The following is a 23621-nucleotide window of genomic DNA, read 5'->3' on the forward strand; positions in this document are numbered from 1 at the left end:
ATTTGAAGCTTGCGTTTTATTTAATATGGTCTTTTTCCTGCTTATTAGTGTTTAATTTTCATGGTAGTTGCATAAGGAAAAGGATTGCCACAACAACAACCCTTTTTTAAAAATTCGCTACTGAAGCAGAACTGAATTAGCTGTGAGTAGCATTTCGTTTATACCAATCCTCTAATGAGATCTCTCCAAAGGATTGCTCAAAGTCCAATCTTAAAGGAGCAATCAATTCAAGAGAATTTCCGTCTGGATCATTAAAATAAATAGCTGCGTGAGCTTGTGGGTTGTTATCAAGAACTAAAGGTTGTTGTTCCTCAGTTAAATCAAAGGCTGTACGAATTTTGATTCCTTTATTATTTAACCAAGCTTTTGCTGATGTCATGTCCTCTATATCTATTTGTAAAGCTACATGTCGTATAGAAGGATGGTACGGAATTTCTACTTGGTTTGCTTCCCATAGACCAAGCCAACTTTTACCTTTCTCAAGCCAGAAGAAAGCTACTCTCTCACTTTGATAGGCAATTTCTAAATCTAACTTTTTATAAAATTTTATTGAGTTTTCAAGATTACTAACAGGTAAATGTGCCTCGTAAAGACCTTTTATCATTTCTCGTCCCACCTCGTTATGATATCTATAAATTACTAATTTTTACTTTATCATACTAAATTTGTTTAACGTAGAAATTAGCTCGAATCAAGCTACATTTATATTCGTATTTTTTGGGATTAAATCAGGATTTTGTTGAACTAATCTGCCCCTTTAGTTCATTAAGCAAAAAGGCCACCAAATGGCAGCCACAGTTCACAACTAACGCACCCGTTAGTTCATTAAGGATATTTTTTTACATTCCAAATGCCATCATTTGATGGCATTTTTCAGGAACTAACACAGTTATTAGAATGATAATTTTTTTAAGACTTTTGTGACATTATTTCTAATGTGCTATGAAAATGAGGTTGACCGTGCGAAATGTCCATAGAGTAAGACTGAGACAAGCTTATCGTTTTATAATCCGCAAAAAAGCCTTCTAATTCACTTTTTGTAAAATAATGAAGAAACATATTTAAACGTTCATTATAAAACGTATGCTCTGCTAACTGTTCATACTTCTCTGGAGCTTTCTTTCTACTTGGTTCTTTATCATCAAAGGCATTAATATATACCAACCCATTTTTAAGTAATCCATCTTTCGCCTTTTCGATAATAATTTTAATATCGTTATCAGGAAAAAAATTGAGTACATTAGAAAGTATGATTAAAGAATATTTATTTGGTTCAATCTCAAAAGAAGTAATATCTTGAACTTTAGCGTTAACATTCAAATTGTGCTCTTTCGAAAGTTCCAAACATCGTTCTACTGCTGTTTCCGAAATATCAATACCCTCAACAGCAAATCCCTGTTTAGCAAAAAAAAGGGCATTTCTTCCTTCTCCAATACCTATGTCTAAAACCTCTCCGTTTTCAGGAAGCATTTCAACATATTGAGATAAGATACTATTAGGATTGAATCCCCATAAACTATCAACATTTTTATATTCTTTCTCCCATATATTTTGTTTCATTTTTGTCACCCTGCATTTAACCTCCCCCAGTAATTCCAAAAATAACGTTATCTATATTTTACCACAAATACCATAATACTACTTTCGGCTAACCAGCCCCGTTAGTTGCATAAGAAGCTGCCTTAAAGACAGCTCCGAGCTTCAGCTAAAGCACCCATTAGTTCATTAAGACTAATTGCACAGTTTGTGTCATAACGAAACAAAAGACATTCTACATTAAATAAGCCAACGGAACCGTTGGCTTATTGTCTAAAAAATTTACAATTGATTTTCAAAGTTTTTGCTAGATCCATCTATAGATATTGTTAAATACTTTCTAGAGGTAATAAGATTAATAAATGAAAAACATAAGGAAATCGAGGCAACAATAAATACAACTACAATGCTGTATCGCTGGCCCAGTATCCCCATCATAAGAGTTGATATCCCGAATGTTGCCATTATTAAAGAACTCTGAACTGCATAAACCTTAGCCAAAAGCTTTTCCCTAACTAAACTTTGAATGATTGTATGAATAGAAATCATCCTCAGTTCTTCGAATAAACCATATAAACCAATAAGCAAAAGAGAAAGTATGGGATTTACATTAACTCCAAATAAAAGAGTCATTAGAAAGACCATAAAGCCTCCAAGCAATAGCACATTCTGAATATTTTTGTTAATGAATTCAGATTGTCTATATGCAAGTATTCCTGCTAGAAATAAGCCTAATAATAAAGAGGTGTTTATATAACCCCACCACTCAGTTCCTACACTTAGCCTTTTGTCTATAAAAGGGTATAGAATGGATGATACCCAAACTGGACTAGCTATAGAACCCAAAAATAGGGTTAAATGAAGGACACGCAGCCTCTTATCTTCTGCAATTAATCTCCAACCTTCAAACATTGAAGTCATTTTACTTTCTTTTACTGATAGTTCTTCGAGTTCTTCAGATTGTTTCTTTTCTTTGACTTTAACGAATGCCAGCAAGAATGTTGATAATACATACAAACTAAACGTCAACATTAATAGCCCATTAGAATGCAAAAATGCTGCTAATATACCACCTGCAGCCCATCCACCCATCTGAATGAATTGATGTATAGAAGACATAAGGCTATTTGCTTTTAATAAGTTTTCTTCCGAAACAAGTTGAGGTATTAATGCACTACTTGCTGGATTAGCGAAACTATCTAAAAAAGTGATAAAGAAAATAATTATATAAACCGTTTCAATCGAATCTTTAGATAATAATAATGATACGTACAGGGTTAGCACAAGTAAGATACAAGTTTTAACTAATTGAGAATTAAATAAAATCTTTTTTAACTTGTATCGATCTATGAGTAGTGGTGCTAATAATCCTCCTAAAAACCCTCCAAGCATATTTATTACAGGAACCAACGAAACATAAAATAAAGAATTTGTTGCATTGTAAACGCTTGTTATAATCGCAACAATATAAAAAACATCCCCAGCGTTTGCTAAAGATTGTCCTGCCATCAATACATTAAATGATTTATTCTTCAATGCAAACAACCCCTCTTATTTAATTTTTCTAAGAGAAAAATATTTGTTTACATTGGTTTCACTCCTTTGAGATCTTTTTAGATATATTTCACTCAACTTTGTATTCATTGTGATATCGAATAATAAAAAATCTAATTAGGAAGAGAGGGTGTTTGTTTATTTATAATGGTAATATTTGTATTAATAATAATAGCACAGAAAAATTCTGTTTAGAAGATATAATAAAATTACTCAGATTAGGTTCCTTATGGAACTAACCTGCCCCTTTAGCTCTATAAGAAAAAAGCGACACTTCGTTATTGAAGTATCGCACCTATTAGTTTAAGAAGATTTAATATTGGATTGTGTTAATTTTTCAATGATTAAAGGTAATTCCGCCAAATCATCTATTATAAAATCTGCTTCGACATTGTTCCATTGAAAATCTCTTTTCCAAACTCCCTTCATCCCTACATTTTGAGCAGCGTTCACATCATTTTTTGGATGATCGCCAACAAATATACTTTCATTAGGTGAAACATTCAGTTGCTCCAAGGCTCTCTCAAATATTTGAGGGTCAGGTTTTTTAATTCCTTCCCATTCAGATACTAAAATCGTTTCGAAATACTTTTTAATACCTAAAGCCCTTATATTATCTATCTGAAACTGTCCTTTTCCATTTGTAATCATTCCTAGAACAAGATTGTTACTTCGTAATTTTTCTAACATGCTAATAAGATTTGGAAATGGGACGCAACTATTCTTAAATTGGCTTATATAATCTTGAAGTAAATCTTCCCAGGTTATCCCTGTAATATCAAATTCACCAGCCAATTGTTGATATACTTTATCTTTCCAAACATAACCTCGACAATCTAACTCTATGAACCTTGATGTGTATTTCTCTTTTGGTATATGTCCTATCCATTTATTTAATCTTTCATATTGTCCGTCAATAAATTTTTGTAGTGAAGCATCTCTATTTAATAAAGTCCCATCTAAATCAAAAATCACTGCATTAATCACTTTTCCCCTACTCCCTAACAATCACATAATTATCTATTTCGTTATACTTACTCCAAATTCCTTGTTAAACTAACCTGCCCCTTTAGTTCCATAAGAAAAGAGCTGACTAAAAGACAGCTCCGATCTGCAGCTAACGCACCCGTTAGTTCATTAAGAAAATTGATTCTTATTAAAGAATCGCGCCCGTTTGTTGAATAACAATCAACTAATCTTTTAAATCATATTCATAAATTGGGTTTATACATTTTAAGATATTGACAATTGCATTATTATATATTCATTATCGGTACGTACTCGTACTATTGCGGCCTATTCAATACAATTGAATTGACAAACTAAATCGGGGCTACCGAGGTACAGAATTCAATATCGTACAACAGATTGTAGCCATCTCTTTTTCCGTTTGCTGCATATCGTTCCTTATCCATTCAGTCAAAATAGCGTAAACAGCGCCACCCCAAAAAAATTGCCCATACTGATTTACTAAATCATTTTCAGGAACTTCTTCCTGCAACTTTTTGTTTATCTGAAAAAGGAGTGTTTCCCCCATATTTGCATTTAAGAGAATTTGAAACGTTTCAGAGAAGGGCTTTGAGGCATAAAACATCTCCAGCCAGAACTTATATAGATCATTATAAGGGTCGTACTTGGACATCGAAGTAGTAACATTATTCACAACTTCCTTAACCAGACTATGCAAGATATCTTCTTTGGAGGAATAGTTTCGATAATAGGCTGTACGCGATACTCCCGCACGCTTCACAATATCCGTTATTGTAATTTCTGTGTATGTTTTTTCTTTCATAAGGAGTACTAGGGCAGATTCAATACATTCCTTTGTAATACGATTGGATTCAAGGTTTGATAACCTGAGTACTTCCATACGTTGCAACTCAGTTTTTTTTTCGGACATTACATTAACCTCATTTCTGTTTAGTCCTACTCATCATTTATTGACTGTTTTTTTAAGTAGGTGATATAGTTGTAATGTTGTTACAAACGTAACATCATTACAACTATAGAATTAAGAAAAATACTTGTCAAGAACTAATACTATCATCGTGAGGGGAACAATTGATTAGCAAAATTAAGGATAAAAAACAACATCATAATAGAGCAGGTGCAATGTGAAAAAATTAAAAACAATTGGATTTTATACATCAATATTAATTGTTTTCGGTTTGATTATTGGAGTAGCAAGTTTATTAGATAATCGCTTGTATTCTTATATAATTATTATTTTAGCCGTTGGAAGTTTGATTTATATTAGACAAAAACTTCACTTTAAACTCATTAAATCGACTGGATTTTGGCTACTTACCATTCTCATCTCTGTCCTATCTTTAGTATATGGAAGACCAGATTTATCCACTTCTTTTTATGTTGATATAACTGATGAAGTAATAAAATTTGTAGCTACCACTAATCAAACGGATACTAAGGAAACTAACAAAATAGAGATACCGGTTTTCGTATATCACATGGTAAAGCCCAATCCAGACCCACAGGATCCTTATCAGTACAGCCTAGAACAATTTGAAAAGGAAATGACTTACCTCTACGAAAATGGATATGAAACATTAACGCTTGATAAATATTTCGATATTCTTGAGGGGAAAACGGCTTCTCCCGAGAAGTCGATATTACTTACATTTGATGATAGTACTGAAGATTTTTATGATTGTGTATTTCCTGTTTTACAAAAATATCGTATGCATGCAACAGTATTTGCTGTTTCAAGTTGGATTGATGACACGTCACATTTAACATCAGATGAGATATTAACAATCATGGAAAACGAAATTGATGTCCAAAACCATACAGTCACTCACCAAAATTTAAAAAAATTAAATCGAGAACAACAATATGAGGAAATTAATAATGCTTCAATTCAACTGGAAAAGTTGACGGGTGAGACTACAAATGTTTTGGCTACACCATTTGGAAGCAATAATGAAGAGACCATTTCTATTGTTGAAGAATTAGGATTTAGGGGAGCCTTTAGTGGAATCTATAGCGGTATTAGTACTGAGCATAGTCATAGATACCAATTGCCTCGTATAGCGAGAATTCAGAACCAGAGTTTTGATGACTTTATCAGGCTATTGGAATTCGGGTATTAAGTTTGATTTTATTAAGATTAGCAGTTACCAAAAATATTACCAAATACCTTTACGTTTAAGTATTTCTTCACAATCTCATACCAACATTAACATAAATATCCAGTTTTGTTTGGAAGTCTATTCAAGAATCTGGCCCGATTGTTGAAAAAAAGCTAATGACGATTGTTCAACTAAACTGCCCCTATAGTTTAAGTATATTTCTTCACAATCTTATAACGATATTAACATAAATATCCATTTTTTGTTCAGGAGTCTTATTCCATTAAATGACCCGTTAGCTTAATAAGAAAAAATCCTACATTATCTAAAATCCACATATAAACGGTTGAACTTTGTTTATAAACGGTATACTGTATTTTCTTTCATTTTATCGTTTCTTCTTGAACTAACCATTGCGTAGTTCGATTGGATCCCAAAATCTTTTTGAATAGCAAGATTGAAAACAGGTTAAAAATATAATACAATAAACAGAACGCACGTTCGTGATATTTAGTAAAAGATTTTTTGTGGAGAAAAGAGGGGAACAAAATGATTCGCGATAGAGGTAATAAAAAGTGGGTTTCACTAATGTTACCTGAACATGTAAAAATGTTGAGGGAATATGACGCAAGTTGTAATAAGATTCAAAAACCGTCTCTTGATGAACAGAAATATGAACAGTTTAATGAAATTATATCTGAGGCAATGGAAATGAATAATACCTTGGAATTTGCTTATTATCATCAAGGAGAAATCAGACAATACATTGGCAATATTCACTATTTCGATTTATTAAAAAAAGAGTTAAGAATTATTGATCAACGAGCTGAAAAACATTTTTTGAAATTTGAAAATATCATAGATATCAGACTGTAATGAATAATATTCAAAAGCAAGTAAGAGTAGGATTAAATGAAAAAAGACTAACTATATAGACATATCTTTAAAGAATAAATGGTTGAAATTAAAAAGATTTGTTGAAAAAAGTCTTGATAAGCTCGTTAAATGGACATCGATGATGCTGCCGGAGCATGTGAAAATGCTGCGGGATTGGGTTGTGGAGGATACGTATGAAACGAAGCGCACCCTTGATGAGCAGCAACTGGAAGAAATGAATGTTGTAATGGGGGAGGCGATGGAGGAGAGAAAGGATGTTACGATTACTCATTATGAAGGAAACCGGTATCAGCTGCTAATTGGCAGGATTCATTATTATAATGAACTCACCCAAAAGCTCCATATCGTCGATCATTTTCAGCAGGCTCATTATATTAAGCTTTCTGATATAGCGGATGTGAGGACAATGGAAGGCTGATGCACAAGGCAAGGGGCGTCCCTTAAGAGGCTGGCACCGAATAAAGGAGATGTCTTGAAGCAGGCAGATTCGTTAACACCAGCATTTTTATCGTTTATAATGAGGACAGGCAAAGACATCGGGAGGCATGTAATCATGTATATTGAATGGACGGAAAGAGCGGCAGGGAAAATAGCCGATAAGCTACAGGGACAAAAAGGACATTTGCAGTTGAAATATGATACGGATGGCTGTGGCTGTGTTGTAAGCGGTGTGACGGCGTTATGGCTGGTCAACGAACTTGAAGAAGGTAACGAAAAAGCGGAAACGAACGGAATTCCTCTATATGTGGAGAAATCAAAAATGATTTTTCTCGATGAAGTCATGAAAATAGACTTTGTGCCGGAGGCGAACAGCTTTCAGTTAAAAAGCCCAAATCAAATCCTAAATCCGAGGATGAGCTTTTTTAATAAAATCTAAAAAAGAGGGTATCCAAGATACCCTCTTTAACTCTCCTCAAACTAGTTTGAGGAACTGATCGATTTGAGCTTCATATTCTTGCGGATTTTCATTATAAGATTGTGCGTGGGCCCCTTTTTTAGCGATGTACAGCTGCTTTGGGCCCTCTTTTGCTGCATATAATTCCATCGTCATCGAAGCGGGGATAAAGCTGTCGTTCTCACTATGGATGAAGAGCACGGGACTGCGGATGTTTTTCATATAATCGATCGGGGACACTTCATTGGTCCAATATCCGTCACGGAATTTGATGAATAGACGCCCAAGCGGAAACACGGTCCAAGAGGGAAGACGAATTTCCTCTTTAAGCTGGTATTTAATCTGATCCTCGAAATTTGAAAATGGACAGTCGGCAATATAAAAATCAGCACCATCTTCAAGCATACCGGCATATAAAAGCAGAGTTGCGGCCCCCATCGATTCCCCATGGATGCCAATATGCAGATCGGGACCTTTACGTCGTTTCAATTCAGCGATAACGGCCTTCAGGTCGAATTTTTCATAATATCCATAACTGCTCGTCTTGCCACCGGAATCCCCGTGACGGCGATGGTCATAAATGATGGCATTGAAGCCCCGCTTAAGAAAAATATTCATATACTTAATCGAATTGACTTTGTTCTCCGTCACCCCATGCGAGATGACGACCCACTTCTTGGTTTCATGCGGTTCGACAAACAAGCATTTCAAGGAATAACCTGAGGATGAGGATATCCAAATTTCCGTTTTAGGCAGATTATCAAAATCCTCCCTGATTAGGCGTTTAGCCGTAATTTCACGATTATGGATAAAATCATCTTCCTTCTTCTTCATGTACATGATCCGATTGGAAAAATAAATGCCGACGCCGATGATGTAGGTTAAAATTCCAGCTAGTGCAAACCACCATTTCTTCATGAGGGTCCTCCTCGTTTGATTTTCTTTATTTTACCATGAGGGAAGTGGGCAAACACAGTCTGAAAAATGTAACGGGGAAAACGGCAATCGTGATATAATCATCTCATAATAAGGGCCAGGAGGTTTTAAGGATGAAAAAGAAACAGCCACGAAAGCAAAATCCAAGTAAAAACCAAGAGAAAGATTCATCATCATTGAAACTTGGCGATATGCTCAATCAAGATATCATGACCCAGCTTCGTCAAAAGCAAAAAGAACTGAATGAGGCCGAAGGAGAGAAAAAGGCCGCGGAAGAAGAAAAAAAACGCGCAGAAAGAAAGCAGCGGGAGAAAAACAAATCATTCGAAGAGCTATTGGGCGAAAGCAATCTGAACTGGAAGAACTATAAATAGAGACAAAATTGGGACTTTTTAAACGGAAAGAGCTATACTCCTTTATTTTATAAATCAGAACGATTATAGTAAAGGTAAGTTTGATTGGGTGAAGATCGGACGGACTACGACTAGCTGGTGATATGATGCAAGGTAAAATAGAAAATGTGCTGGAAAACCAATTGTGTTTCCTGCTATATGCAAGTTCAAGGGAAATGACAAAAAAATATAAACCGCTGCTTGATAAGCTTGAAGTGACATACCCCCAATATCTCGTCCTTCTCCTGCTGTGGGAACAGGATACCCTCACAGTCAAGAAACTAGGGGAGCTGCTTGCCCTTGATTCAGGAACGCTTACCCCGATGTTGAAACGAATGGAGCAGAATGGTTTGATTGTCCGTGAACGTTCCACTCAAGATGAACGTTCCGTCATGATTTTGCTGACTGAAAAGGGACGCGGCTTGCAGGCGGAGGCCTGCTTCATTCCCGACCGCATTTCAGCTATATCAGGCGAAGATAAGCGGATGGTCGAGGACTTGAAAGCTTCGTTGCTCCAACTATTGAAAACATTACAGCAGTTTTAAAGAAAAACGCTTCGGGTGAAGTTTCACCCGAAGCGTTTTTGTTGTCAGAATTAATCTACATCGACCTCAATCGTGACGTCAACATTGCCATTGATTGCTTTTGAATAAGGACACATTTGATGTGCTTTATGAACAAGGGCTTCAAACGTCTCTTTATCGATTCCCGATCCTTTCACAGCTAAGGTGACAGCCAAGCTGTACTGATGCATCTCACCCATCAATAAACTGACGCTGGCAGTGACCTTTGAATCGAATGAAACACGTTCGACTTTACCGACTGCTTGCAAAGCACTATCGAAACAAGCCGCATATCCAGCCGCAAAAAGCTGTTCAGGATTGGTTGCTTCAGGCATTTGTTTAGCCCTTGGCGTTCCAGGCATCGCGATATCAACCGTAAAGTTACCATCTGCAGAAATGGCCGTTCCTTCTCTTCCGCCATCAACCGTTACCGACGTTGTAAATAATGTTTTAGTCATTGTTTTTTTCTCCTTTATTTTTGCCTTTTTAATTGTGCACAACTGAATTGTACAACATGTATTTAAGATTAGCAATAAAAAAGATTGGTTGAATGACTGTTTTTGACCAATGTTACAAAAAACGTGAACCTGCAGAAATCAAACGGAAAAAGGCTGCCCCTCCGTTGGATAAACGGAGATGAGGCAGCCTGTTTGGTTTCATTTATTAGTCGCGATGGCTTTCATACCGGCTCGCTTTGGTCAGCTGCTTCAAGATGTCAAGCTCGTTTTTTGACAAGGAAGGGCTGTTGGCGGCCTGGCAGTTTTCACGGAGCTGCTTTACTGAGCTTGCTCCTGGTACAACGGCAGCGACGCTTGAATGTGATAATACATATTGTAGCGCCGTTTCATTCAATTTTCGATCAGTTAGCTTGTCCTTTAATTGTGGAAGCAAATCCTTCAGTTCGTGATAGCTATAGTCAAGGTATCCATCCTCATTTGCCTTTTCAAGCATTTTCTCGCTAAGCAGACCTTTGGCAAGGGGACCGCGGGCGATGATGCTGATCTGTTTGCTTGCCAGAAGGGGCATCCACTCTTCAGGCCGGCGGTCAAGCAGACTATACTGCATCATTACGGAATCAAGCTCAGACGCTTCCATGAATCCCTTGATCACGTTCGGACGAATCGAGGAGATTCCATAATGGCGAATATAGCCGCCTTTTTTTAAATCTTCAAACGCTTCTACCGTTTCTTCGATATTGTCTGAAGTCGTGCCTCCATGCAGCTGATAGAGGTCGATATAATCCGTTCCGAGCCGTTTTAAGCTATCTTTTACCGCCGCTTTAATATACGTGGCGGAAGGGTCCCAGGACCAGGAATCTTTTTTTTCATTCCAACGGTTTCCGACCTTGGTGGCTATGTAGACCTGTTCGCGCACCGACTTTAAGTTCCTTCCGACGATTTCTTCATTCACACCGAAATCATACAGATCTGCAGTATCAAAATAGTTGATTCCTTCATCTAAAGCGGTTTGGATGATTTCGGATGCCTGTTTTTCATCAGACCCCAATGACATGCAACCGAGCCCGATTTCAGAAACGAGCAACTCTGAATGACCAAGTCTGCGTTTTTTCATAGTATCCACTCTCCCTTTACGTTCATTGTAAAGGAGAAATTCATTTCACTCAAAGAATTCACTTGATCCGCTTTAAAGGAGTGGGAGGAACCTGATTGTGGTTGTCGGCAATCCAATCATTGATATAGACATATTGATCTTGCAATTGTTTTAATTTTTGCATGATTTCCCAGCTTTTTCCGGATAAAGTAACGCTTTTTTCCAAAACATAAATCTTCATAAAATCGCCCTCCATCTCTATTATGGTAAAATGTATGAGAAATCATGCTGCAATTAGAACAGAGGAGTGTTCAGGATGAAAAAATTTGAAGAAAAAACGCTGTCTTCGGAAAAAATCTTCACAGGAAGGATAATCAGCCTGCAAGTGGATGAGGTCGAGCTTCCTGATGGAAAAACGGGTAAACGTGAAATAGTCAAACATCCAGGCGCGGTTGCCATCATAGCTCTTACGGCAGAAAATAAAATCATCATGGTTGAACAGTATCGTAAAGCGCTGGAAAGAAGCTTGATCGAAATCCCTGCCGGAAAGCTTGAAAAAGGGGAAGAGCCGATTCTATCGGCAGAACGGGAGCTGGAAGAAGAGACAGGATATGAATGCGAAAAAATGGAGCATATCATCTCTTTTTATACGTCGCCAGGTTTTGCTGATGAATTGGTCCATCTATATGTGGCCCACAATTTAAAGAAGAAAGAAAATGCCGCACCCTTGGATGAAGATGAATTTGTCGAGCTGATTGAACTTACATTGGAGGAAGCCCAAAGCTACTTGCTTGAAGGGAAAATCCAGGATGCCAAAACGGCATATGCCGTTCAATATCTTCTGCTGAAACAGGCGATGAATTCTTAAATGAAACAGTTTTACGCGGATCTCCATATCCATATAGGCAGGACGAGAAGCGGGAAGGCCGTGAAAATAACCGGTGCCAGAACGTTAACCTTCAGCAACGTCCTGCAGGTGGCGAGTGAGAGGAAGGGCCTTGATTTAATTGGGATCATCGATTGCCACTCGCCAGAAATCATCGAAGAGATTGAAGCGGCAATTTTGGATGGGGAAATCATCGAGAAGTGCGAAGGCGGTCTTCTGTACAAAAATACGACGATCATTCCGGGATCGGAGATTGAAATTTATGATCACAATTGCAATGGACCCATCCATGTTCTATCCTACTTCCCCAGCTTAAAGGCGATGAAGGAATTCTCCACATGGATGAGCGGCCATGTTAAAAATATCACATTAAGTTCGCAAAGAATTTATTGTGATGGCAGGACGCTGCAAAAAATCGTAAAGTCACTTGGCGGCCTATTCATCCCAGCCCATGTTTTCACCCCGTTCAAAAGCTTATATGGGAAAGGGGTTCAATCCAGCCTGACGGAAGTATTCGATCCAGGGCTAATTGATGCCATCGAGCTTGGACTAAGCGCGGATACAAAGATGGTCAAGAATATCGCTGAGCTGGAGTCGTATGCATTCGTGACGAACTCCGATGCACATTCGCTTGGGAAAATCGCTCGGGAATATCAAAAAATCCAGCTTGAGGAACCAAGCTTCGCTGAGCTGGAAAAAGCGCTTCACGAAAAAGAAAATCGTAAAGTGATCGCCAATTATGGATTGAATCCCTTATTGGGGAAATATCATCAAACCGTATGTTCAGCATGTTTCCACCAAGTATTGAACATAAGTGGGCCATGTAGCGCATGCGGGAATAAATCCATCATAAAAGGGGTATCCTCCCGCATCCAGGAACTGTCGATAGTAAAAATGGATGGAGAATACAAACGGGAAAGACCGCCATATATCCATCAAGTGCCACTCGACTTCATCCCTGGATTGGGACCTAAATCCATGGAAAAACTGCTGGAGGCATTTGGCACCGAAATGAACATCCTTCATGACGTTACCCTTGAACAGCTTAAGGAAATTGTCCATGATAAATTGGCCGGCTACATCGATGCAGCCAGGAAAGGGACGCTTATCTTTGAAGCAGGGGGCGGAGGAAAATACGGAAAGGTCAAAAAGGAAAGCTGAAGAGCGCTGGGCAAAAAAACTGACAGATGAGTAAGTGCCATTTTTTCAAAAAAGCTAGGCAACCTGAAGGAGGTGCTGTCTGTATTGTGCAGGCGGCATCTTTTTTAGATTTCGCTGTCCTTGATTGAAACATAACGGTGTTGACAAACAAAAACACGAGTCGAGCACCAAACTCACGAGGAAAGTACCAAATCCAAGAGTGAAAAAACGAAATATGATCTAGCGCAGAAGTGCAGTGGAATTAAACATTTTCTTATTATAAACAAAAGTACCCTTCAGGATGGACTTTTCAACGAGTCCATTCCATAGGGTGCTTTTTTTAGAGATTGCTAAGCTTTTCCAGGGCATTTTTTAATTTGTCGTTTTGGCATAGACCGAGGTGCTCCGCAATTCCTTGCCATCTGCACTAAGGCTGTCATTATGCAAAATTCCTTCAAGCGTATACCCTAGCTTCTCGGGAATACGTTTGCTGGCTATATTAGTGGGATCACAGCGAATTTCAACTCGCTTCGCTCCATAATGGTCAAATGCAAACTTTGTCAACGTTTCTATCGCCTCCGTTATGTACCCTTCTTTACAGTACCTCGTATCAATCCAATAGCCGATTTCGAATTTAGGGATATCCCAATTAATACGATGCAGGCCGGTTGAACCGATGAACTGGTCGTCTTCTTTCCTATAAATGAGCAGCCTGATATCCTCTTTTAAGATAAAGTCCGCGCAGGATTTCAGAACGTTTCGTTCAGAAATATCGACTGAAGCCTCCTGATGAGCGAATGGCAGCCAGCGTTTAAGTTCTCGTTCAGAATGGATAATGGCTTCGTAGACATCAAGGCCATCGCCTGGCTGACAAGGCCTTAAATATAATCGCGGCGTTTCGATTTTTTTTGGGAAATCCATTAATATCGCTTTCATAATCTACCTCCATCCCATAATTATGGGAAATTATAACATGAATTCAAGTTCAGGTGTTCCGTTAGAAGAGAGAAAAGTTTTCTTAGCATAAATGAGAGAGTGAAAACATAGATTCTAGTAAGCGGAGTTGGGAGGATGAAAGATGAAAAAAAAATCTGTCGTACAAAATGCCGTAATGAAACATATTAACGAACATTCCTCATTATATGTTTTTATCACTGTGCTTTTTTTGATGGGTGTCATTTTTGGTGCGGTTCTGGTGAACAGTTTAAGCTTTACCCAAAAGGAGGACTTGTTCTATTATTTATCGCAATTCTTCGGACAAGTATCCAAAGGTGAATTTGCCTCTTCGCATGATATGTTCAGCCAAAGTATCATGCATAACATAAGATATATCGGCTTCATCTGGATACTTGGGATTTCGGTCATCGGTTTGCCGGTCATTTTAGTTTTGTTATTTATAAAAGGAATGGTAGTCGGATTCACAGTCGGTTTTTTGGTCAACCAAATGGGATGGAGTGGGTTCTTATTATCATTCGTCTCCATTTTGCCCCAAAATATCTTCATCGTGCCGATCTTTATCGTGATAACGGTCCTTGCGGTTTCTCTATCAATGAAAATGATCAGCCGGATTTTCCTTAAGCAGGTCCGTGAGCCGCTGAAGCCAATCATATCAAGATACATTTTCTCATTGGTCCTGTCTGGTTTGTTTTTGATAACAGCTGCTGCATTCGAAGCGTACCTATCACCTTCCTTAATGAAAAATGTCGTGAGTTTATTAGGTCATTGACGGAAAATTGCTGTTCAAGCAAATTTTTTTATCATTAACAAGAAATCTATTTTGACAGTTTTCCCTCATTTGATATAATGGATAAGATAGCGGCGCGGGAGGGAATATTAGGTATGGAAATAGAAAACAGAATCGATAGGATAAAAAAGCAGTTGCACTCGTCCAGCTACAAATTAACGCCTCAGCGAGAAGCGACCGTCCGCGTTTTACTTGAGCATGAAGAGGATCATTTAAGCGCAGAAGACGTTTACCTCCTTGTCAAAGAAAAGTCGCCGGAAATTGGATTGGCAACAGTATACCGTACGCTAGAGTTGCTGACTGAATTGAAAATAGTGGATAAAATTAACTTTGGAGACGGGGTTTCCCGTTATGATTTAAGACAAGAAGGAGCTGCGCATTTCCATCATCATCTTGTTTGTGTGGAATGTGGTGCGGTGGATGAGATCCAGGAAGACTTACTTGAAGACGTAGAAGCCATCGTTGAACGTGATTGGAACTTCAAGATAAAAGATCATAGATTAACCTTTCATGGCATTTGTCATCGTTGTCATGATAAACAAGAAAATAAAGGTGAATGAAGTCAGGCCTTTTCCATTTACTGGAGAAGGTTTTCTGCGTTTTAATGAGGCTCCACACCTTTTCAATTAGTAGATTCCAGGTAAGGATATGGCGTTTTTTCCTTCCCTTTTTCGAAACACGTATAAAACTTGTCCTGTTGGGCATAGATTGATACAAGAGATCGAATGGGAGGGGAAGGATGATATGAAAACATCATTATCGCTTGTTTTACATACGGCAAAAGTGATGGTGCTCTTCGTTAGCTTTACTGTTCTTTTTTATATAGGGATGGTATGGTTAAATCAGGAATATCAAAGTTATCATCGTTATGATGAACCGAAAGGGATGGCCGTGAAAGTATCGAAGGCCGTTGATACGGGTGATGATGCATGGCTGGAACGCTTAATGCTGTTTTATTTAAACGGGGAGTAATGACTATGGAAAATCAAATCAGGGATTTCATTCATTTTTTAACGATTGAAAAAGGTCTTGCCAAGAATACGCTCGTTTCTTATGAGCGGGACCTAAAATCATATAGGGACTATCTGATAAAAGTAGAAGCCATTGACGACTGGAACGATTCACGGCGTGTGAACATCCTGCATTTTCTCGTCCATTTGAAGGATCAAGGAAAATCATCGAAAACGATAGCGCGCCATATAGCCTCAATTCGGTCTTTTCATCAATTTCTCTTAAGGGAAAAAGTGACCGAACAAGATCCTTCGATACATATAGAAACGCCAAAACCAGAGCGGACACTGCCGAAAGTGTTGAGCATGGAAGAGGTAGAAGCGCTATTGGAAGCCCCGAAGATGCTCGACGAATTCGGTTTGCGGGATAAGGCGATGCTTGAATTGATGTATGCGACTGGTATGCGCGTCAGTGAGTTGATATCCATGGATGTGAGTGATGTTCATGCATCGATGGGGTTTGTCCGTTGTGTCGGGAAAGGAAATAAAGAGAGGATCATTCCGATTGGACAAACGGCATTGGGAGCGATTGAACATTATTTGAAGAGTTCCCGAGGTAAATTGGCCAGCCCAAAGCATAGGACGGATTCGCTTTTTTTGAATCATCATGGAAACAGGCTTACAAGACAGGGGTTTTGGAAAATCCTCAAGAAACTTGTAAAATCTGCTCAGATAGAAAAAGAAATCACGCCGCATACGCTAAGACATTCTTTTGCGACACATCTTTTGATGAATGGGGCTGATTTACGTGCCGTCCAGGAGATGCTCGGACATGCGGATATTTCGACAACACAAATATATACACATATTTCGAACGTGCGCATAAAGGATGTATATTCAAAGTTCCATCCGCGAGCATAGAAGAATAGTAGAATGATAGAGCGGTTGCTTCTTACTTGCAGGTCAGGCAGGGGAAGCAGCCTTTTTTCAGTATGTGCGATGAGCGAAAATTCAGCTGGAAATTCCTGCTCATGCTAATCATCACTTCGTTGTTTTTTTGAAATATATTATTTGTCTCCATCTAGGTAATCGTTTACAATATAGAGAGGTCAGACTTCTGACGTTCTCGTAATTTGATTTTTTTAAAGAGTAACTAAGCAGGATAAGGGGAATTATAAAAAGTATAAAAAGCGCTTTACTATTTTAGGAGGAATGAGCATGGCAGGGAATTCAGCTTTTAAACGTATATTTGTAGTGGTCATGGACTCGGTTGGAATCGGCGAAGCACCTGATGCGGAATTATTCGGTGATAAAGGATCTGATACACTTGGACATATTGCAGAAGAAATGGATGGATTGCACATGCCGAATCTCGCAAAACTCGGTCTAGGCAATATCCGTGATATAAAAGGAATCGAAAAATCTCAGCAGCCTCTCGCATACTATACGAAAATGAAAGAGGCATCAACAGGAAAAGATACGATGACTGGACATTGGGAAATCATGGGGCTGAATATATCCAAGCCATTCCGTGTATTTCCAAATGGCTTTCCTGAATTATTAGTCAATGAGCTTGAGGCGAAAATGGGCCGTGGAATTATTGGAAATGTCCCAGCCAGCGGAACGGAAATCCTTGATAGACTTGGCGAAGAGCATATGAAGACTGGAGCATTGATCGTCTATACATCAGCTGATTCCGTTTTGCAGATTGCTGCACATGAAGACATCGTTCCGATTGAAGAACTATACAAGGTTTGTGAAATTGCACGTGAAGTGACGATGGCTGATGAGTATAAGGTTGGCCGCGTAATTGCCAGACCTTTCACGGGTGAACCGGGCAGCTTCACAAGGACACCTAACCGTCATGATTATGCATTGAAGCCTTTTAACCGGACAGTGATGGATGAATTGAAGGAATCCGGGTTTGATGTTCTCGCAATCGGGAAAATCTCTGATATTTTTGATGGGGAGGGCGTGACCGAATCACTAAGGTCTGTATCCAATATGGATGGGATGGACAAATTAATTCAAACGGTGGACCAGGACTTCAAGGGACTAAGCTTTCTTAACTTAGTCGACTTCGACGCATTATACGGTCACCGTCGCGATCCAGAGGGATACGGTAAAGCATTGGAAGAATTCGACGCGAGGATGCCGGAAGTCCTTGAGAAGCTGAAAGAGGATGACTTATTGATCATCACTGCCGATCATGGAAATGACCCTGTGCATGAAGGAACCGATCATACACGTGAATATGTTCCATTATTGGTCTATTCCAAACGGTTCAAAGAAGGTGCTGAGCTTCCAATAAGAGATACATTTGCAGATATCGGGGCGACAGTTGCTGCTAATTTCGATGTGAAAATGCCTGCGTTCGGGAAAAGTATATTAGACGATTTAAAATAAGGGGAGAGAAAATAAATGTTTAATAAAATAGAGACAGCTGCAGCATTCATAAAAAATAAGATAGAAGGCTCTCCGGAAATAGGATTGATACTTGGTTCAGGACTAGGAGTATTGGCAGATGAAATTGAAAACCCGATCACGATTCCTTACCACGACATCCCGGAATTTCCGGTTTCGACTGTTGAAGGACACGCGGGACAGCTTGTCATCGGCCAATTAAGCGGTAAAAAAGTGGTAGCCATGCAGGGACGCTTTCATTTTTATGAAGGGTACTCGATGGAAAAGGTCACCTTCCCTGTCCGTGTAATGAAACTTCTCGGTGTGAAGCAGTTAATCGTGACGAACGCTGCCGGAAGTGTTAATGAAAGCTTTACACCAGGCGACTTGATGCTCATTACGGATCATATCAATTTCATGGGGACAAACCCGCTGATCGGTTCTAATGAAGAGCGTTTCGGGCCAAGGTTCCCTGATATGTCGGAAGCTTATAATAAAGAACTTCGGGCTACAGCTAAAAAGATTGCCACATCACTTGGTATGGATATTAAAGAAGGCGTCTATGTCGGGAATACCGGGCCGACTTATGAAACACCTGCAGAAGTGAAAATGGCAAGGATTCTTGGGGGGGATGCAGTGGGAATGTCCACTGTACCGGAAGTCATCGTGGCTAGACATAGCGACATCAATGTCCTCGGGATTTCATGCATTACCAACATGGCCGCAGGCATTCTCGATCAGCCGTTGTCACACGAAGAAGTAATCGAAACCACTGAAAAGGTGAAAAGCAGTTTTCTGGAATTTGTTAAGCAAATCGTTAAGGACATATAAACGGATCAAAAATACAAGTACACCTAAGAAGCGGTGTCTTTAAGAAGCGGGGATATTAATATGAGAATGGTAGACTTAATCGAGAAAAAGCGTGATGGAAAGGCCCTTTCAACAGAGGAAATCCAGTTCATTATCAAAGGCTTCACGGATGGAACGATTCCTGATTACCAAATGAGTGCCTGGTCAATGGCTGTTTATTTCAAAGGAATGAATGAGCAGGAGCGCGCTGATTTAACGATGGCAATGGTTGAGTCGGGTGATCAAATTGATTTATCGATGATTGAAGGAATCAAGGTCGATAAACATTCAACAGGCGGTGTTGGCGATACGACGACACTAGTGCTTGGACCTTTGGTTGCTGCTGTAGGCGTTCCCGTTGCAAAAATGTCAGGGCGCGGTCTTGGCCATACGGGCGGTACGATCGATAAGCTGGAATCCGTTTCCGGTTTTCATGTTGAAATAGAAAATGATGAATTCATTCGACTTGTAAATAAAAATAAAATCGCTGTTATCGGACAAAGCGGGAACTTGACACCGGCCGATAAAAAATTGTATGCGTTGCGCGATGTAACGGCTACCGTTAATAGCATCGGTCTAATTGCTGGCTCGATCATGAGCAAGAAAATCGCTGCCGGTGCCGATGCGATTGTACTTGATGTTAAAACGGGAGCTGGCGCTTTCATGAAAACTCTTGCAGATTCGGAAGAATTAGCACACGCAATGGTGAGCATCGGGAACAATGTTGGAAGAAACACGATGGCTGTCATTTCCGATATGAGCCAACCGCTAGGTTACGCAATCGGAAATGCTTTAGAAGTGAAGGAAGCGATCGATACGCTTAAAGGAGAGGGACCGGAAGATTTAACGGAGCTTTCTTTAACGTTGGGAAGTCATATGGTTTATCTAGCGAAAAAGGCAAGCTCCTTGGAAGAAGCAAGAGCTTTGCTGGAAAACGCAATTAAAGATGGTTCTGCACTTAACTCGTTCAAGATTTTCTTGGAAGCGCAGGGAGGCGATGGATCGGTTGTCGATCATCCGGAAAAACTTCCGCAGGCCGCTTATACCTTTGAACTTGAAGCGAAAGAGGACGGATATGTATCGGAAATCATTGCTGATGAAGTGGGAACGGCAGCCATGCTTTTAGGCGCTGGCCGGGCGACGAAAGAATCGGAAATCGATTTGGCGGTCGGGCTTGTACTTCGTAAAAAAATTGGGGAAACCGTGGCTAAAGGTGAATCCCTTGTAACGATTTACAGTAACTTTGAAGATGTTTCCAAAGTGAAGGAAAAATTGTATGATAGCATTGCGGTTTCGAAAGCGAAAGTGGAAAAACCGACATTGATTTATAAAGAAATTATGGAATAAGAACATTTGCCAAAATATCACTGTAGACAAACTCGATAACCATTGAGTTTGTCTACAGTTTTTTTAGGTTTTCGACCATTTCAATCCACTTTGCTTGAACACTAGGACAGATTCCGACAAAGTTGGAGAATCTGAACGTAGACCGGTTCATTGCACTGCAGGCGTTCCCTTATCCAGAGGCGGTCCGTGAGGCCTCCTAGGCTTACAGCCTGCGGGGTCTCACGTAGACACGCATATCCCACAGGAGTGTCGTGCACCCGTTCCAATCCACTCTGTGTGACCATGAAGATGGCATCGAGATTTTTATGAGAATGCGCTTCAAATTCGATGCAAAGCTAAACTCGCGAGTAAAAGTGCCGAACTGGCGAGTAACGCTCCGAAATGGTGAAGGAATGCATCAACCCGAGCCAAATTCGTTAGTAATGCGCATGGAACAGGCAAGAAACGACCCCAATTGCGTGTGAAAAGCGCGGAATTTACAAAAACGGCCTCCAATTCCATACAAAATCCGGGCTCGCGAGTAAAGTGGCAAAACTCAGAAGTGACTTGTACCTTAGACCGTCACATTCCACTGTGGCTGGAGTTCATATTGGCGATAGTTGGAGATCTGGAATCGACCGTTACATATTACTTCAGGAGTCGCTTATCCAGAGTCGGTCGGGATGCACAGAGGGGAACATATGCATCCTCTTTTATCTTATGTGTCTGTTGAAAATTCAAAATTGGTGTTTATTTGTATAAAAATGGGTTTTGTGGAAAAAATGAACGATATAAAGATTGGAGGGTATGGAGATGAAGCGGGTTCTTTCTCTAGTTTTAACCGTATTAATGGCAATAAGTTTTGGCATCCCACATACAAAGGCAGCTGAAGATAAAGGAGTGGAATTGGCAGCCAATGCTAAATCCGCTATTTTGATTGAACGTGATACAGGTACTGTTCTCTATGATAAAAATTCGGATGTTCGTCTTTCTCCTGCAAGCATGACGAAAATCATGACGATGCTGCTGATCATGGAAGCGATTGATAAAGGCGAACTCAGTATGAAGGAAAAAATCAGGACGAGCGAGTATGCCGCATCGATGGGCGGGTCCCAGATCTTCCTTGAGCCAGGTGAAGAAATGACCACGGAGCACATGCTTAAAGGCATCTCGATTGGTTCGGCGAACGATGCATCGGTCGCAATGGCAGAACGTCTTGCCGGATCGGAAGAAGAATTCGTTAAGAAAATGAACGAAAAGGCTAAAGACCTTGGCTTAAAAAATACGAAGTTCCAAAACGCGACAGGCCTTCCAGTGAAGGATCATTACAGTTCGGCCCATGATATGTCAATCATGGCCAAAGAATTATTGAAATACGATACGATTACTAGGTTCACGGGTACATATGAAGATTATCTCCGTGAAAATACAGATAAGAAATTCTGGCTTGTGAACACGAACAGATTAGTGAAATTTTATCCTGGAGTGGATGGTTTAAAGACTGGATTCACGAATGAAGCGAAGTACTGTTTGACAGCCACGGCAAAAAAAGGAAATATGCGCGTCATTGCCGTCGTATTCGGTGCTGCTTCTCCAAAGGAACGGAACGCACAGGTCACGAAGATGTTGGATTACGCATTTTCACAATTCATCACCTATCCGATTTATAAACGCGGCGAGATGTTAGGGGAAACAAAGGTAAGTAAAGGCAGTAAGAAAACGGTTGTAGGTGTGACAAGCGAACCTATTTCGGTTTTGACGGCGAAGAACGGAACGGCAAAGGACTTTACAAAAAAAATCACACTTGATAAAGATTTGAAAGCCCCCATCCAAAAGGGCGATGAAATAGGGACACTTGAATTAAAGAAAAAAGGCAAGGTGTATGTGGAATCGCCGATTGTTGCGAAGGAAACTGTGGATAATGCTAGCTGGTGGCAGTTGTATAAACGCGCTTTCGGCATGTTTACCCAAGCGAAATAAAAAAAATGTCGCAATGCGTGGTAATCATACTAATTTAGGCGAATCTGCACTAGTTTTGCTGTTAAGAAGGAATCGGCAGGCGAGAAAGAGAATTTGACTCTTATAAGACAGTGAAGGAGGCTGTATATAGTGAGTCTTACGATTAATATGGAGGCGAAGAATCGGGTTTTGTGCATTCGTCTCAAAGGTGATTTAGATCATCATACAGCAGAAAAATTGAAAAACCAGGCAGAGGCAGCCATTCAAAAGCATAACATTCAGCATATTATCCTTAACATGGAAGAATTGCATTTCATGGACAGTTCAGGTCTCGGCGTTATTTTAGGGCGATATAAGCAAGTTAATAAAAAGCAAGGCGAAATGGTGGTTTGTGCAATTTCTCCAGCAGTAAAGCGGTTATTTGAGATGTCAGGGTTGTTTAAAATTGTTAAGATGGAACTATCCGAAAAAAACGCTTTGCAAAGACTGGGGGTTGCCTAAATGAAAAATAAAATGGAAACGAAATTTTCTGCACTAAGCCAAAATGAATCTTTTGCCAGGGTAACGGTTGCGGCTTTTATTGCCCAATTGGACCCGACGATGGATGAATTGACGGAAATCAAGACGGTCGTCTCTGAGGCGGTTACCAATTCGATCATCCATGGGTATGAAAGTGACCCGGAAGGTTGGGTCTACATTTCAGCGGTCATTGAAGGAGATACGGTCGAATTGACCATAAGGGATGAAGGATTGGGCATTGAGGACGTCGAGGAGGCCAAACAACCGTTGTTCACGACGAAACCGGAGCTGGAACGTTCTGGCATGGGATTCACCATTATGGAAAACTTCATGGATGAAATCAATATCGTATCCCATAAGGGTGAAGGCACGATCATTCGATTAAAAAAGCACTTAACTACAAGCAGAGCTTTGTGCAATTAAGGGAGACTT

The 23621-nt window shown here is 39.7% G+C and carries 28 protein-coding genes; 18 read left to right on the forward strand and 10 right to left on the reverse strand.

Annotation, left to right across the window (positions count from 1 at the left end; translation table 11 throughout):
• Window positions 1-136: 136 nt before the first annotated feature.
• The 5 genes from ASU00_RS15000 to ASU00_RS15020 all read right to left on the reverse strand — a co-directional run bounded on the left by ASU00_RS15000 (window position 137) and on the right by ASU00_RS15020 (window position 4990).
• Window positions 137-604 (reverse strand): VOC family protein, encoded by a 468-nt coding sequence (locus ASU00_RS15000; RefSeq protein WP_057914285.1) that lies wholly within the window; start codon window positions 602-604, stop codon window positions 137-139.
• A 305-nt stretch (window positions 605-909) separates the two neighbouring features.
• Window positions 910-1560 carry a class I SAM-dependent methyltransferase gene (locus ASU00_RS15005; protein ID WP_236712749.1) on the reverse strand — a complete coding sequence of 217 codons (651 nt, stop codon included), beginning with the start codon at window positions 1558-1560 and terminating at the stop codon, window positions 910-912.
• Window positions 1561-1818: 258 nt separating this feature from the next.
• Window positions 1819-3072, reverse strand: a complete 1254-nt coding sequence (locus ASU00_RS15010) for an MFS transporter (protein ID WP_057914287.1) — start codon at window positions 3070-3072, stop codon at window positions 1819-1821.
• Between the two features lie 321 nt (window positions 3073-3393).
• Entirely contained in the window at window positions 3394-4077 is a 684-nt protein-coding gene (locus ASU00_RS15015) for an HAD family hydrolase (RefSeq protein ID WP_057914288.1), read from the reverse strand.
• Window positions 4078-4423: 346 nt separating this feature from the next.
• A complete protein-coding gene (locus ASU00_RS15020) occupies window positions 4424-4990 on the reverse strand; it encodes a TetR/AcrR family transcriptional regulator (protein WP_057914289.1) in 567 nt (188 codons plus the stop codon).
• 214 nt (window positions 4991-5204) lie between these two features.
• On the opposite strand from ASU00_RS15020, the gene ASU00_RS15025 reads away from it, so the two are divergent.
• The 4 genes from ASU00_RS15025 to ASU00_RS15040 all read left to right on the forward strand — a co-directional run bounded on the left by ASU00_RS15025 (window position 5205) and on the right by ASU00_RS15040 (window position 7953).
• Window positions 5205-6200 (forward strand): polysaccharide deacetylase family protein, encoded by a 996-nt coding sequence (locus ASU00_RS15025; RefSeq protein WP_057914290.1) that lies wholly within the window; start codon window positions 5205-5207, stop codon window positions 6198-6200.
• A gap of 528 nt (window positions 6201-6728) precedes the next feature.
• Window positions 6729-7055, forward strand: a complete 327-nt coding sequence (locus tag ASU00_RS15030; protein ID WP_057914291.1) for a YolD-like family protein — start codon at window positions 6729-6731, stop codon at window positions 7053-7055.
• 139 nt (window positions 7056-7194) lie between these two features.
• Window positions 7195-7494, forward strand: a complete 300-nt coding sequence (locus tag ASU00_RS15035; protein ID WP_057914406.1) for a YolD-like family protein — start codon at window positions 7195-7197, stop codon at window positions 7492-7494.
• Between the two features lie 135 nt (window positions 7495-7629).
• The gene (locus ASU00_RS15040) at window positions 7630-7953 is read left to right on the forward strand and encodes an iron-sulfur cluster biosynthesis family protein (protein WP_057914292.1); all 324 of its coding nucleotides are present in this window, start codon (window positions 7630-7632) and stop codon (window positions 7951-7953) included.
• Between the two features lie 36 nt (window positions 7954-7989).
• On the opposite strand, the gene ASU00_RS15045 is transcribed toward ASU00_RS15040, so the two are convergent.
• A complete protein-coding gene (locus ASU00_RS15045; protein ID WP_057914293.1) occupies window positions 7990-8889 on the reverse strand; it encodes an alpha/beta hydrolase in 900 nt (299 codons plus the stop codon).
• A 131-nt stretch (window positions 8890-9020) separates the two neighbouring features.
• Here ASU00_RS15045 and ASU00_RS15050 point away from each other — a divergent pair, with 131 nt between their 5' ends.
• Window positions 9021-9281, forward strand: coding sequence for a YqkE family protein (locus ASU00_RS15050; RefSeq protein ID WP_057914294.1), 261 nt, complete (start codon window positions 9021-9023; stop codon window positions 9279-9281).
• A gap of 125 nt (window positions 9282-9406) precedes the next feature.
• Window positions 9407-9844: a MarR family winged helix-turn-helix transcriptional regulator gene (locus ASU00_RS15055; protein WP_057914295.1), complete on the forward strand. Its 438-nt coding sequence runs from the start codon at window positions 9407-9409 to the stop codon at window positions 9842-9844.
• A 50-nt stretch (window positions 9845-9894) separates the two neighbouring features.
• Here ASU00_RS15055 and ASU00_RS15060 read toward each other — a convergent pair whose 3' ends face one another.
• The 3 genes from ASU00_RS15060 to mciZ form a co-directional block, all read right to left on the reverse strand.
• Window positions 9895-10320 carry an organic hydroperoxide resistance protein gene (locus ASU00_RS15060; RefSeq protein ID WP_057914296.1) on the reverse strand — a complete coding sequence of 142 codons (426 nt, stop codon included), beginning with the start codon at window positions 10318-10320 and terminating at the stop codon, window positions 9895-9897.
• Window positions 10321-10525: 205 nt separating this feature from the next.
• Window positions 10526-11434: an aldo/keto reductase gene (locus tag ASU00_RS15065; RefSeq protein WP_057914297.1), complete on the reverse strand. Its 909-nt coding sequence runs from the start codon at window positions 11432-11434 to the stop codon at window positions 10526-10528.
• A gap of 58 nt (window positions 11435-11492) precedes the next feature.
• The gene (gene mciZ, locus ASU00_RS24585) at window positions 11493-11654 is read right to left on the reverse strand and encodes a Z-ring formation inhibitor MciZ (protein WP_152983767.1); all 162 of its coding nucleotides are present in this window, start codon (window positions 11652-11654) and stop codon (window positions 11493-11495) included.
• A 75-nt stretch (window positions 11655-11729) separates the two neighbouring features.
• Between mciZ and ASU00_RS15070 the strand changes: the two genes are divergently transcribed.
• Window positions 11730-12281, forward strand: coding sequence for an NUDIX hydrolase (locus tag ASU00_RS15070; RefSeq protein ID WP_057914298.1), 552 nt, complete (start codon window positions 11730-11732; stop codon window positions 12279-12281).
• Window positions 12282-13460, forward strand: coding sequence for an endonuclease Q family protein (locus ASU00_RS15075; RefSeq protein WP_057914299.1), 1179 nt, complete (start codon window positions 12282-12284; stop codon window positions 13458-13460).
• A gap of 351 nt (window positions 13461-13811) precedes the next feature.
• On the opposite strand, the gene ASU00_RS15080 is transcribed toward ASU00_RS15075, so the two are convergent.
• On the reverse strand, window positions 13812-14375 hold the full coding sequence (locus ASU00_RS15080; RefSeq protein WP_057914300.1) for a GNAT family N-acetyltransferase: 564 nt from the start codon (window positions 14373-14375) through the stop codon (window positions 13812-13814).
• Between the two features lie 142 nt (window positions 14376-14517).
• Between ASU00_RS15080 and spoIIM the strand changes: the two genes are divergently transcribed.
• The 10 genes from spoIIM to spoIIAB all read left to right on the forward strand — a co-directional run bounded on the left by spoIIM (window position 14518) and on the right by spoIIAB (window position 23612).
• Window positions 14518-15165, forward strand: coding sequence for a stage II sporulation protein M (gene spoIIM / locus ASU00_RS15085; RefSeq protein WP_057914301.1), 648 nt, complete (start codon window positions 14518-14520; stop codon window positions 15163-15165).
• Window positions 15166-15284: 119 nt separating this feature from the next.
• The gene (gene fur, locus ASU00_RS15090) at window positions 15285-15743 is read left to right on the forward strand and encodes a ferric iron uptake transcriptional regulator (RefSeq protein WP_057914407.1); all 459 of its coding nucleotides are present in this window, start codon (window positions 15285-15287) and stop codon (window positions 15741-15743) included.
• A gap of 184 nt (window positions 15744-15927) precedes the next feature.
• Entirely contained in the window at window positions 15928-16155 is a 228-nt protein-coding gene (locus ASU00_RS15095; protein WP_057914302.1) for a YqzK family protein, read from the forward strand.
• 5 nt (window positions 16156-16160) lie between these two features.
• Entirely contained in the window at window positions 16161-17054 is an 894-nt protein-coding gene (gene xerD / locus ASU00_RS15100; RefSeq protein WP_057914303.1) for a site-specific tyrosine recombinase XerD, read from the forward strand.
• A gap of 297 nt (window positions 17055-17351) precedes the next feature.
• Window positions 17352-18539: a phosphopentomutase gene (gene deoB / locus ASU00_RS15105; protein ID WP_057914304.1), complete on the forward strand. Its 1188-nt coding sequence runs from the start codon at window positions 17352-17354 to the stop codon at window positions 18537-18539.
• A gap of 15 nt (window positions 18540-18554) precedes the next feature.
• Window positions 18555-19367 carry a purine-nucleoside phosphorylase gene (locus tag ASU00_RS15110; protein WP_057914305.1) on the forward strand — a complete coding sequence of 271 codons (813 nt, stop codon included), beginning with the start codon at window positions 18555-18557 and terminating at the stop codon, window positions 19365-19367.
• Between the two features lie 60 nt (window positions 19368-19427).
• Complete coding sequence (locus tag ASU00_RS15115; RefSeq protein ID WP_057914306.1) at window positions 19428-20732, forward strand: pyrimidine-nucleoside phosphorylase; 1305 nt, start codon at window positions 19428-19430, stop codon at window positions 20730-20732.
• A 792-nt stretch (window positions 20733-21524) separates the two neighbouring features.
• The gene (locus tag ASU00_RS15120; RefSeq protein ID WP_057914307.1) at window positions 21525-22691 is read left to right on the forward strand and encodes a D-alanyl-D-alanine carboxypeptidase family protein; all 1167 of its coding nucleotides are present in this window, start codon (window positions 21525-21527) and stop codon (window positions 22689-22691) included.
• A 129-nt stretch (window positions 22692-22820) separates the two neighbouring features.
• Complete coding sequence (spoIIAA, locus tag ASU00_RS15125) at window positions 22821-23171, forward strand: anti-sigma F factor antagonist (RefSeq protein ID WP_057914308.1); 351 nt, start codon at window positions 22821-22823, stop codon at window positions 23169-23171.
• Window positions 23172-23612, forward strand: a complete 441-nt coding sequence (gene spoIIAB / locus ASU00_RS15130; protein ID WP_057914309.1) for an anti-sigma F factor — start codon at window positions 23172-23174, stop codon at window positions 23610-23612.
• Window positions 23613-23621: the final 9 nt, after the last annotated feature.

The organism is Peribacillus muralis (assembly GCF_001439925.1).
GTDB lineage: Bacteria > Bacillota > Bacilli > Bacillales > DSM-1321 > Peribacillus > Peribacillus muralis.